The organism is Joostella atrarenae (assembly GCF_021764745.1).
Classification (GTDB): Bacteria; Bacteroidota; Bacteroidia; order Flavobacteriales; family Flavobacteriaceae; genus Galbibacter; species Galbibacter atrarenae.
The window spans coordinates 15,522-28,934 of the sequence record NZ_JAETXX010000005.1 but is presented as its reverse complement, the minus strand read 5'-3'; the positions used below and the strand labels follow the sequence as shown (position 1 = coordinate 28,934).

Annotated in this window: 8 protein-coding genes; all 8 read right to left on the bottom strand. The window is 35.4% G+C overall.

Annotation, left to right across the window (positions count from 1 at the left end; all coding sequences use genetic code 11):
- Nucleotides 1-167 precede the first annotated feature (167 nt).
- Nucleotides 168-872 carry an exonuclease/endonuclease/phosphatase family protein gene (locus tag JM658_RS09170; RefSeq protein WP_236958957.1) on the bottom strand — a complete coding sequence of 235 codons (705 nt, stop codon included), beginning with the start codon at nucleotides 870-872 and terminating at the stop codon, nucleotides 168-170.
- A gap of 7 nt (nucleotides 873-879) precedes the next feature.
- Nucleotides 880-2,301, bottom strand: coding sequence for a sulfatase-like hydrolase/transferase (locus tag JM658_RS09165; protein ID WP_236958956.1), 1,422 nt, complete (start codon nucleotides 2,299-2,301; stop codon nucleotides 880-882).
- Nucleotides 2,302-2,314: 13 nt separating this feature from the next.
- Complete coding sequence (locus JM658_RS09160; protein ID WP_236958955.1) at nucleotides 2,315-3,493, bottom strand: glycoside hydrolase family 71/99-like protein; 1,179 nt, start codon at nucleotides 3,491-3,493, stop codon at nucleotides 2,315-2,317.
- A 122-nt stretch (nucleotides 3,494-3,615) separates the two neighbouring features.
- Nucleotides 3,616-5,925 (bottom strand): GH92 family glycosyl hydrolase, encoded by a 2,310-nt coding sequence (locus JM658_RS09155; RefSeq protein WP_236958954.1) that lies wholly within the window; start codon nucleotides 5,923-5,925, stop codon nucleotides 3,616-3,618.
- Between the two features lie 157 nt (nucleotides 5,926-6,082).
- Nucleotides 6,083-7,420 (bottom strand): glycoside hydrolase family 71/99-like protein, encoded by a 1,338-nt coding sequence (locus JM658_RS09150; RefSeq protein WP_236958953.1) that lies wholly within the window; start codon nucleotides 7,418-7,420, stop codon nucleotides 6,083-6,085.
- Between the two features lie 88 nt (nucleotides 7,421-7,508).
- Nucleotides 7,509-8,195, bottom strand: coding sequence for a DUF3823 domain-containing protein (locus JM658_RS09145; RefSeq protein ID WP_236958952.1), 687 nt, complete (start codon nucleotides 8,193-8,195; stop codon nucleotides 7,509-7,511).
- Between the two features lie 32 nt (nucleotides 8,196-8,227).
- Entirely contained in the window at nucleotides 8,228-10,108 is a 1,881-nt protein-coding gene (locus JM658_RS09140; RefSeq protein WP_236958951.1) for a RagB/SusD family nutrient uptake outer membrane protein, read from the bottom strand.
- A 12-nt stretch (nucleotides 10,109-10,120) separates the two neighbouring features.
- On the bottom strand, nucleotides 10,121-13,288 hold the full coding sequence (locus JM658_RS09135; RefSeq protein WP_236958950.1) for a SusC/RagA family TonB-linked outer membrane protein: 3,168 nt from the start codon (nucleotides 13,286-13,288) through the stop codon (nucleotides 10,121-10,123).
- Nucleotides 13,289-13,413 lie beyond the last annotated feature (125 nt).

Below are 13,413 nucleotides of genomic sequence, written 5' to 3'. Positions count from 1 at the left end.
GTGGTTTTATAGAATGGTAACATCGTTTCAACAGTTTTAACTATTGCAAGTCTCTCTTTTATTAAGAAAAAGCTAATCATTTAAGAATATTTAACTACCAAAATTGGTTTATGATCGGAAGGATATTTCCCTTTTACATTATAATCTATTTGTTTATAATTGAGTACTTATACATTTCCCTTATACAAAATCCAGTCTATTCCTTTGCCTCCATTCAAACAGTCTTTCAACAAATTATGTTTTGCTGCATTCTCACGAGCCAAAGTATCTATACTTCCATTAAAGAAATGAGTGTTGAAAATGTAAAATTCTTTATTATCCTCCCAATGTCCTCTGTAATCCTCTGTATAATTATTTCCATTCTCATTATCGGGCATATTGATAAAAGCAAAACGAGCCATAGTTGCAATTCTTGGATTTACGCGAGGGCCACTACCCAAAATTTTGGGTGTCCTCGAAAGTGCAAAATTATTTAGTTCTCGTAGCCTAAACTTATCCCGCTTACAGAAAATAGCCATATGTTCATCGTCATCACCTCCTTTGCGACCTTCACCCATTACTGCGTATGCTGGCAATTGTTCAGCTAAATAATCTATTTGCTCTTTTAACCCTTCCTGTGTTCCTATAATATCCGGATCGTATTTTTTAATCAATGCCACTTGCATTTCTCGACGGTCTTTCCACAAAGGCTTGTGGGTGGAGCTTGCAAATTTTAAATTATACGTCATTAGCGATAATGACCTCTCAGCTTTCTTATTAGCATCTGTTTGCCCATACAGAACGCCCCCCAATGTTAGGAAACAAATTAGCATTGAAATACGCCTTTTAATGGTAAACCATTTTTTTTCATCCAAACTTATAGTTACCCCCATATAGCTATTATTTTTTATTTTTAAAACTTTTTAAAAACTCCTTATTCTCCTTCAATAACTTCGCTACCTTATCTGGCATTTCCGCTGCTAGGTCGTGAGATTCCGTTGGATCTGTTTTTAAATTAAAAAGCTGAATTTTATTCTTTGGTTCCTCTGGGGTTACCCCTGGATAATCATCAGGAGTTGCCTGTCCTTTCATTTGTGCAATAATAGTAGTACCATCGGGTTTTCTAGGGTCTGACCAAGTACTTAAATCTATTTTTTTACGGTACCTTGGCTTGTTGACAAACAATTTAAAATCTCCTTTTCTTATCGACATAATTTCATCATTATGCATACTAAATACGGGAGGATGCTCCTGGCTTCTCCCTTGAAGAATGTTCGTAATATCTTGTCCATCTAATGTATTGTCCTTGGGAAGGGGTGTATTGGTAAGCGCACATAATGTAGGTAAGATATCGGGAGACCAAAGCGGTACATTAACCTGAGTATTTTTTGGAAACACTTTAGGGTATTGAATCATGAATGGAACTCGAATACCACCTTCCCATGTAGTTGCTTTCATCCCTTTAAAACCTCCGGAACTTCCTCCATACCATGGACCGTTGTCTGACATAAAAATTACGATGGTATTATTTAAAAGATTTTCTTTTTTTAAAGTAGCCATTACTTCACCTACAGACCAATCCAACTCGCGTATAACATCTGCATATAAGTCATTTGGCGTTTCAGGAGTGTAAAATTCATCAGAAGCAGCCAAAGGTTTATGTGGCATAGCATGCGCTAGGTATAAGAAAAAGGGTCTATGCTTATTTTCTTGAATAAAACTAACTGCTTCTCTTGTATATTCCTTGGTTAATTTTCGTTGATCTATAGGAAACTCAACAACTTCACTATTCTCTATAAGTTGTACTGGACGCATATCATTAGAATAAAGTATGCCATAATATTCGTCGAAACCTTGTGCTTCAGGAAAAAACTTAGACACATGTCCTAAATGCCATTTACCTATTGCTTTGGTACGGTAGTTAGACTTTTTAAAAACCTCTGCCATGGTTACTTCTTTTGGATCTAAACCGATAGTGTCTACTGCAACGTGGGCATCTGGAGTAGGGTTTTTTAAAAGTTTATGGCGTAATGGAAATTTTCCAGTTAAAAGTGAGGCTCTAGAGGGAGCACAATACGGTGTAGGCACATAAAAATCGGTACTTGTAACTCCATTTTTTCCAATGCTATCAATGTTTGGAGTTTGGTAATTTTTCTGTCCGAAAGAAGAAATATCGCCATACCCCATATCATCAGTTAAAATAATCAAGACATTAGGTTTAGACTCTTCGTTAGGTTTTGTTTTACTTCCTTCACAAGAAACTATACCAAATATAACACAGCTTATTCCTAATAGTTCCCATATTTTATTGAATATTCTCATAAACTAAAAAATCTTAATTTTTTAATGGCATTTCTTTACTTAAGGGCTTTTCTCCTTTAATCATTTTCCCTGCTTCTCCTGTTAAAAACAAGTAGTGATCTGGTGCAACACCATCGTTTCCAACAAAATGTACACCTTCACTATTTGGCGGATTATCAAGTATGGGAATAATTGCAGTTCCTTCATCCACCTCATCAAACATTCCTACATATAACATTTCGCCCCCTGCTTGAATGGCATTGTAAATTAAATCCCAATAAAACCTACCTCCAACTCGTGGTATCGCCCCGTATGAAGTATGCCTAGCTAATCCTGGTGTTCTTTTAGATAAGTTATGCCAGCTAAATCCAGCATATACCAATGGCACGTAATCTACATTGTTATTTTTACACCAAGCAATATCAGCTATCACGTGATCTCTATACCTAATTTCATCTTGATGTAATAAGGGTGTAAAACGTTGTACCATCCAAGGCAACACAATATCTGCTGATTTAATTACCTCATGTAAATATGGGTCTGGCAAACAATCTTTATCTAGTTCCCTAAAATAAGTTGGCACTCCTAGCATAACAGCACAACCACCATATTCTGGATCATTTTTTAGAAAATCTATCAATCGATTAATCCCTATTTCTCTAATATTATAAGGTCTATCTGGAAAGCCTATCCCCCATATAGCCACCAAAGGTTTTCCGTTATATTTCAGGTAGTTTTCGCTATTGGTTACTTTTAGTCTGTCTACTAATTTCTTCCAATCTTCAATAATGGCAGAACAATCTTCTCCATCAGCTTTTAAGCCCGACAAATCGTACATCACAGAAATGGCTCGACCATTCTTTTCAGCAGCATTTACTGCATTTCTCAAGATAATATCTTCAGATTTATTAGAGTTTTTATAATCTCTTGCAACATTAAAGAAGCGTTGCATAAATACACCATCAATACCATATTGTTTCATCCATTTAAAATGAAGATCGGTAGTACTTTTATCCAAAGAACTAAACACTTTTGCTTTGGTTCCGTCTGGAAACTTAAAGCTTGTCTCGTATGTTTTTTCATACGCAGAAACGTCTGGCCAAAAATCAATTGTATTATGTGTATTATCAAATTTCCCATTGGCTCCATAATGACCCCACTGCTTTCCAGATCCATCGCCAGGAGCTCTAAACCACCCCTGGTAACCTGCCATTACTAAGCCTTTATAACTTTTAAATTTACTCTTTTCGCTGTGTTTGCTTTGTGCTACGCTTGTTAGACATACAAACAATAAAATAAAAATAGAACTATGCTTTATGTAACTCATTGTTTGCTTTATTTAAATAATTCTTTATTTGGGGTTGGTCCCATTTCAAATTCTATAATCCCACCTTGAGTAATCACATCGTGGTTAAAAAATGGTTTTTCAAGAGCATTTCCGTTTACAGCAATTGATTGTATATATTTATTTTCTGAAGTGTTGTTTTTTGTGATTACTTTAAACTTCTTGCCATTTGTAAGATTTATAACTACCTCATCAAAAATAGGTCTACCAATAGAATACACGGGTTCTCCGGGATTAAAAGAATAAAACCCCATGGCATTTAATACGTACCAAGCAGACATTTGTCCGCAATCTTCATTCCCTGATAATCCATTAGGGTTATTAAAGTATAAAGACTTCATAATACTATCTGTAAGCTTTTGAGTCTTCCATGATTGGTCTACATAATTATACATATGTGTAATATGATGGCTCGGCTCATTGCCATGTGCATACTGACCTATTAACCCTGAGATATCGCTTGATCTTTCTTCTCCTTTAATCTCAGAGCTTGTAGAAAATAATTTATCTAGCTTAGCTGAAAATTTATTTTGTCCTCCCATAAGCGCAACCAATCCATCGACATCATGTGGAACAAACCAAGTCCATTGCCATGCGTTTCCTTCAACATAATCATCATTTCGGTGTTTCGAGTATGCCGGATCGAATGGTTCTCTAAATGTTCCATCTTCTTTAACCCCTCTCATAAAACCAGTTTCTTGGTCGAAGTACTTCTTGTACCTCTTGGAGCGCTCCATAAAGCGTTTGTAGTCTTTTTCTTTTCCTAAATCTTTAGCCATTTGCGCTATACACCAATCGTTATAAGCATATTCTAAAGCTTTAGACACTGCTTCATTTTCTTTATCTGAAGGTATAAAACCAAGCTCTTCATTATATTTTTTGGCTAAAGGAGATAACTTGTTTTTAACTCCTTCGGAAGGGAAGTAAATTCCAGTTGTATCATAGGATGCTGTTCGAACCATAGCTTCATAAGCTTTGTTAACATCGAAGTTTTGGTCTCCTTTAAAGTATGCATCTACAATTACTGGAATTGAGTGATACCCGATCATGGTTCCCGTATAATTTGCTGCTAATTCCCATTTGGGCAATATGCCACCATGCTCATATTTCTTCAGCAAAGAATTTATAAATGCGGTATTCCTTTCAGGATTCGTTATCGTCTGAAGCGGATGAAACGCTCGAAAAGTATCCCATAAAGAAAATACTGTATAAATATTCTCGTTAGAATCGCTTTTATGGATCTTTTGATCCATTCCTCGGTACCTTCCATCTACATCAGAAAAAATATAAGGGCTTAATGAAGTGTGATATAATCCTGTATAAAAAATTGTTTTTTCCTCTTCTGTACCTCCTTTAATTTGAATTTTATCGAGTTCTTTAACCCATTCCTTATGTGCTTTTTTACGCACTCTATTAAAATCCCAATCTGGAATTTCTTCATTTAAGTTTTTCTTTGCACCTTCATAATCTACAGAAGAGATTCCTACTTTTACTTGTAACGCTCTTTTAGTATCTCGTTTGAAGTTTAATACAGCTACTACTTTATTACTTTTTATTGTATTAAGGTTTGGTTGGATTGAGTCGTTGCTGTAAAATGTAGATAGGAAAGGTCTATCAAACTTCGCATAAAAATATACGTGATGATTTTTTGCCCAGCCTTTTGTCACTTTATGTCCAATTATTTCTGTATCACTCAACACTTTAATTTCATTATTTGTATTAAAATGATCATGAACAGTATGAGACAAATCTATAATCATTTTTTTTTCTGTGCTTTCTGGATATGTATATTGATGAAAACCTGCACGCTTACTGGCTGTTAACTCTACATCTATATTATAATCGGAAAGTTTCACTGCATAATATCCTGGTGTTGCTTTTTCGGTATCATGGCTGAATCTGCTTCTATATCCTTCTTGAGGGTTTTCTGCACTACCAGGTTTAATGTGTGTTTCTCCTGTGTAGGGCATAAATAAAATGTCTCCTAAATCTCCTATCCCAGTTCCACTTAAATGTGTATGGCTAAAGCCCATAATAGAATTATCTGAATAATGATATCCACCACAAGCATCCCATCCAGAAGTTCGCGTGTCTGGACTTAATTGAACCATTCCGTTAGGTGTAGTAGCACCGGGGAAAGTATGTCCATGTCCTCCTGTTCCTATAAAAGTATTTACATATGACACATTTTCAATCTCCTCTTTATCTTTAGATTGATCTGTATTTGATTTCTTTTTAATGGTACAGCTTACTATTAAAAAAAATGTCAAAAAAATTGTACCTAATGAGTTTAACTTCATCAAAAAAATATTAAAAATTGGGTGAATATATTAAAGGGCTCGCATGAAAGCGAACTGAGTTTATCTTAGATAACATAAAAACAACAGACAGGTAATGTTGCACATGCCTGCTGTTTTTTCAACTAACTATGATAAACTAACTAATTATAAAACTTACTTACCGAATAGGTTTTGAAATGCTATAATTTCCATCATTATGAAACCAATTAGCTCCTTGCCCAGTTAACCATAAATAATAGTCTGTTTGTAGGTCTTTTTCAATCCCAACAAATTTTCCTCCATCATCTCCATTCTGGGGAACTTCATTTTCTAATTTTACTTTAAATATGGCAGTTCCTTCATCTATTTCATCAAACATGGCAACATATAAGCTTTTAGCTCCATTGAGTTTTGCTCCTGCGATTTGCTTCCATAAAAAATCTCCCTTAGCACGAGGAATTTGATTGTATAAGCTTGGATCTTTTCTCATATTACCCCAAGTAAAACCTGGAAAAACCAACGGCACATAGTCTACATCATTTTTTTCGGTCCATTCTATATCTTGCGATACAATATTAGCATTGTAACTATCTATATTGTATCTTCCTACTGCCCAAGGCATAATCACATCTACCTGTCTAATTAAATCATGAAATGCAGGATTGTTTTCTGTATCGTTACCAAAGGTTCTCCAGTAATATGGTACCCCTAACATTATAGATACTTTATTAGTGGGACCTTTTAGCTTAACTACTAATTTGCTCACATCATTTGTATTATACTCTCGATTATCATCAAAGCCTACTCCCCAGATAGACATCATTGGTTTTCCATTATGTCTTAGATAAGTTGGGTGTTCAAAATTATCGAACAGGTTAAATTTTTCAACAATTTCATTCCAATCCTTTTCTACATAAGCTACACGTTCACTATTGCTTCCACTTAAATCGTACATAATACTAATAGCTCGATCGTATTTCTTAGCAGCTTTTAATGCATTTTCCAGTACTTTATTGAAATGTCTTTTTCCTTTTTCATTAGAAGAATGAATTTCAGCAACAAAACGTTGCATGTGTACACCATCAATACCGTGCTCTTTCATCCATTTAAAATGAAGATCTACAGATTCCGCATCATAAGGACTGTATAGATAAGCGGGACTACCATCGGCATGTTCAAACGGACTTAAATACTTTTTTTCATACTCTGCCATGTCGGGCCACATATCTATAGTTGAACAACCAGGAAAAAAGCCACAGTCATTTTTGTAGTGATACCAGCCTCGGTTGCTATCATCACCTTCAGCGGCAAACCAACCTTGATATCCAGCCATAACCAATTCGGTATAAGAAGTGTATAGACATCCTGTTTCATCGTATACCGCTTCCTCTACTTGTGCCGGCTGTTCTGGTTTGGGATCTGGCATATCCACGTCTTGGCCTCCATTATCTGAACAGGATGACGTCCATAAAATGAAAGATAAAACTAGTAAATTAATAATCTTAAATACTCTCATAAATTAATATTTTGATGGTTTTGAAACCCTCGGGAGCTCTTTATAATAAAAGGAACCCCCTAAGGATTTTAAATAATTAGCAATTTTGTTAAAGCTCTATACTTACTGGTGAAGCATAATTAAATCTAGAGTTTGGAGCATCGTACAGGGCTCCTATTCTAAAAAAGTAGGTATTGCCTTCTCTTAAATCAATTTCATCTTCAACATTAATTGTCAATGTGTACTCTATGGTAGGATCTACAACAGTATTAATGTCTAGTTCTGTCAAAGCTAATCTCATAGGCTCTCCTACATTTCCATCTGCTCCAGCATATAGTCCAATTTTCTTAACTGGATTAACTCCTGTCTGCTCAACGGAAAAAGTAGCTGTTACTAAATACCCTGATTTGGAAATCTTTGGATTCTTAATTCTTAAATATGGCTTTACTGTTAAATCCAATTTAGTTCGACCATTAATTTCCATTTTAATAGTATCAATGGGATGAAAATTTGTTTTAATCGGAAACACATTATAACTGGCTGCAAATAACTGACTGTCTTCAAAAGTACCATCTACCTTATAATTCATGTATTGTGGAGAAACATTTTCCCAACCGTGCTCTCTCAATTCCAATTCTCCCCCTCTTATTATATCTTGTTGAACTAATTCTCCCGTAGCTTCATCGATTATACTTCCATATAATCCAGAGTCTGGTGCATCAAGCTCATCTATATCGCAAGAAGTAGCCACACTAAATGTTATTAGTAAGACTAATATATATTTGATTTTTTTCATGTTTACTTTTTTTAAAATTAAGTTGCTAGAAATTATGGATTCTGTGTTAATCCATTTAATCCTACACCAGGAATTTTTCTGTAATAATTGGTTACATCAAAAGTTTGCGGACTATTCCCCCTTACTCGATTTCTAACAAAAATATATTCGTAAGGGGCATTTCCTCTCAAGTCTAATACAGGCATAATTGAGTGCTTACGAGTATTATTAAAGGTAGTATGGTAGGTTCTTCTTCTCATTAAGTCCCAAACTCCTTTATTTTCGAAAGCTAATTCTACAGCTCGTTCTCTTAGAACATTTTCTACTGTTAAAGCGATGTCGGTTTGATGAAAAGCTCTTTTTCTTGTGGCATTTAGAGCTTGTGTGGCTTTTGCCATGTCTCCAAGTCCACTTTCTACTACTGCTTCTGCATAGTTTAACAGTACTTCAGCATACCTGAATTCTGCAAAATCCGTAGTACTTCTATTCCATCCTGGAACCACTGGCTCTGTGCTTAAGAATTTTTTAAGTCCAAAGCCTGTTTTGGTCATATTTCCACCATAAGGATTAAAACCTGAATGTGCATCTGGGTTCTCTGTACCGTATGTATAATAAGTTTGACCATTTACCTCTATACTTGCATTTGTTTCTATTCTTGCCTCTCCGTTGGGTTCAATGTATCCTGCTTGGTATATTATGTTGACGTCCTTCCACTGAGAGTTTGGCAATATTACCGTAGCACTTAATCTAGCATCTTTATTGGCAAATAAATCTAATGGGTTTGCGAAATGTTTGTAGTTTCTATTAGGGTCAAAACCATTGTAGTTATCTAAGTCTCCATCGGTTGTAGTAACAATTGAGCCATCTTCTCCTGGTTTGTCATAATACTCAAACAAATCAACAAGTTCTAACGTTGGACAATATCTACCAGGATGAGGCCATCCATTTCTTGTTTGAGCCGGATTAAACCAAATATCATAATTATTACCATAATTGTCTCCAGGAATTGTACGCCCTTTTATTAGAATAGCTTCTTCTGGAGCAATATTAGGATCCTCAAACATAGCACGGAAATTTTCCGAAGCCTCTTCAGCACTGGCTGGATTTGGCTTGTACAAAGAGTAAGGGCCTTTGTCTATGATTTCTGCAGAAGCATCGATACACGCTTGGTAATACCTGTTAGCTTCAATAGCAGGTATTCCTACTAAATCCTCATTAACAGCATCTCCTGTTAGGTCTATTTTTGAACCAAACTTTGCTATAGAGGCTGCATGTAAGGCTGCTCTAGACTTCAATGCCAAGACTGCCCATTTAGAGGCTCTTCTACCGTTGGAATCTCCCAATGTTTTTATAGCTACATCGCACTCTGATAAAATAAAATCCCAAGTTTCTTTTTCTGTACTTCTAGAAACCAATAGCGAAGATGGATCTCCATTATAATCTTGAGGTTCAAGAATTATAGGCACCCCTCCATAACGCTTCGCTAATCCAAAATAAGCAAATGCTCTTATAAATGCAGATTCACCTATATAGAAATTTTTGTCCTCCTCTGAAATGTCTAAATCGGGTATAATATCAATAAATAAATTTACATCCCTTATTAGCCTAAAAGCAGGATCCCACCAATTCAAATAACTACCACTAATAAAACTATTTTTTTCACTATGATGTGCCATCATCGTAAGCATGGAGTTAGAAAATCCTCCATTATTAGGCCCTCCATCATTATAATTAAAACCTTCTTTTGGGAAATACGTTAGGTCTTCAATGGGTAGTCTATCGTATAAATCAGCCAAGTATAGTTTTGTGCCTTCGGGATCGGAAAACAATTCGTCTGCCGTAATTTTATCAGTTGGTTCCAAATCTAAATCATGATTACATGCTGTAAATGGAGCTAACAGTATAAATAGTATAAAATATTTTGTAATTTTCATATCGCGTTCATTTTAAAAATTAACATTCATCCCTAAATTAAAGGTTCTGGTCACAGGATAAGTAAATCCTGCTGAATATGAACCTTCTATCTTCTCTGGATCAAAAGGCTTTACAAAGTCGTCTGCCCAAGTATAGAGATTAAATCCATTTAAATAAATTCTCACATTTGTAATTCCCAATGCATCAGATAAAACATCGGATTTAAGGTCATATCCAAATTCAACAGATTTTAAACGAACATAAGAAGCATCCCTTCTCCATACAGAGCTTTCTTTATACATAGCTCCTACATCCCCAATGGTTCTATTTGCAGGCCATGTACCTGGTATCCATTCGCTATTAATGTCATATGGGTCTGCTTTACGCCATCTATCATAAAAATAAGCAGGAGTATTTCCCCTAAAAGCAAACATTTCTGCATAGACTTCTCTAAATCGAACTGTGTATTGTGCAGCTCCTTGAAACAAAGCGTTAAAAAAGAACCCTTTATAGCTAGCATTCAAGTTCAAACCAAAAAACATTTTAGGTCTTCCCGAATAAAATAAAGGTTGTTCATCTTGACCATCTACAATTCCATCATTATTAACATCAGCATATTGAAAATCTCCAGGCAATTCTCTCAATACGTTACTTCTATCTCCATTTTGTAAAGGAGCGATTACCAATTCTTGCTCATTTTGAAATTGACCTATGTAATCATATCCCCAAGCAATGTCATTCCATCTATCACCTCTTTGATTTCTCCATCTGTCCATGCTATTGGTAAAGGCTTCTCCCTCTACATAATCTCTTTTAGTTCTAGCATAGGAAAAGTTGGTAGAGATCCCGTAATTAAAATCCTGACCTATTGTATTTCTATAGGCAAGAGTAAACTCTACCCCTTGGGTAATTTCGCTATTTAAGTTCTCCTCTGGCAACACACCTCCATAAGTATTAGGCAATGCAACACTTGGTCTTGCTGGGATTCCTTCCAACAATCTTTGATACATATCAAAAGTGAAATTAAATCTGTTCTTGAAAAGATCTATATCTACTCCAAGATTGGTAGTGGTAGCTTCCATCCAAGACAAGTTGCTATTTGGTGGTGGTGGTGTACTAATCCCCTCTGTTAATTCTCCATTTGTAAACTCATACGACCCCCCACTCCCAATCGAGTACCCTGGCACATATTGGAAAGGTCCACCTGAAGGCATTCCGGCGATACCATAAGAAACTCTAAATTTTAAGTTGGATATCCAACTTATATTATTTTTTATGAATGACTCTTCAGATACTCTCCAACCAACAGAAGCACTTGGGTAAAAGCCCCATCTACTATCAGGCGCATATCTGTATGAACCCATATAACGTCCTGCCAATTGAATCAAGTACTTTCCTTTAAAACCGTAATTTATGTTTCCTATATATGAGAAATCTGCTGTTTCAACCTCAAGACCATCACTTTCTTGATTCTGAGCATCTGCAAATCGCAATTGGTCTTTTGTATAAAAGTTTGCATAGTATCTTTTGATATTGGAAAATCTTTCTAACCAAGAATTTTTTTCAACAATAAATTGGGCTTCCACATCGTGTTTATCATCAAATAAATTCTTATAATTTACATACCCTTGAAACGATAAACCATCGCCATTTTTATTTCTATTACTTATACTCGCCGTACCGTCCTCCTGTTTTTGTGGATTGTATGCGTCATTTTCTTCATCATAAGTATATAAATTATAGGTAGGATATACACTTTTACCTTGTTCATTTAACATATCGTAAGCCCCTACTCCCTTTAAAGTAAGACCTTTTAAAAATGGTGCTTCGTACTCCAATGAAAATGTAGATGTAAAAGTCCTGTTCTTACTTTCACTGTACCCCGTAAGGTCTTGCTTCATAAATGCAACAGGATTTGAACCAGAAGAAACAGGAGCATGGTATTCTGGGTTGTAATTTGCATATGGTCTCTCAATTGGCAATGTAACACGAGAACCTTTAAAAATATTAAAAAAATTGGTTCCTGGCTCCCAGTTTCTGTCCCATCTCCCGCTCAACAAAAGTGACCCTGTTAGGTTGTTAGCAAATTCGGTTGTAATATTAGATCTAAAGGTGTAACGATTATATCCCATATCTCCACTTTTCAATAATCCATCTTCAGAAACATAACCAAAGCTCATAAAATAATTTGTTTTTTCGTTTCCTCCAGATGCTGTAAAATTTTGTTGGATCGTAAATGCACTATTTTTTATGGTTAAATCTGTCCAATCTGTACTTTCATAACCTGGCCCTCCAGCTTTCCATTTTTCTATTTCTTCACGGGAATAATATGGTACACCTGCTCCTCCAGGAATAAATAGTTGTGTGTCATTCCACATTTGTGTGTACTGAGCTGCATTAGCCATTTCTGGAATATCTGTAGGCTGAATCATCCCAGTTAAAGAACTGTAAGTAAATGATGTTTTCTTTTTTCCGCCCTTCTTTGTGGTAACCAATATAACACCATTAGCAGCTCCCAATCCATAAATAGCAGCAGATGCATCCTTTAGAATTGATATACTTTCAATATCTTCGGAATTTAGTTGTTGAAAATCTTTAGAACCGCCTCTACGAATTCCATCAATAACATAGATAGGCTCTCCAAAGCCTCTAATATTAATGGAATTATCAAATGATCCCGGTTGCCCTGATTGCTGCCTAATTTGCACCCCAGCAACTTTACCAGATAACTTCTGAGCAACGCTAGTATTAGCAGTAGTTTCAATTTCTTCATTTGAGATAACTCCTACTGCGGCTGTTAAGCTTTTTTTCTTCTGAGTACCATACCCTATTACAACCACATCATCTAATGCTGTAGTGTTTTCCACCATAATGACTTTAAAGTCATTACCTCTATCTATTGGAATATTTTGGGTCTCGAAACCTATATAACTAAATATTAAAATAGGATTTGATTGATCTGATGAAACTTTAATTTCGAAATTACCATCAAAATCCGAAGTAACTCCATTTGTAGTACCTTTAACTAAAATAGATACCCCTGGCATAGGTGTGTTCGATTGATCATAGACAGATCCTCTAATTGTTTTGTTTTGTCCATACGTTACTATGCTACTAAACAACAAAAAGCAAAGCAATGTTAGTTTAGGCGGGAGTGAAAACTTACTCCCTAAGCTTTTTCTAAATACATTTTTCTTCATAAAATTAAATTTCAGTTAGCGTTAGATTTGTCATTGTACGTTCAATTAAGTTTTAAGCTCTTCAACTAAACAATAAATATTAGTTGTCAATTATGTGAATATCAAACTGATTGAGATATTCTAGA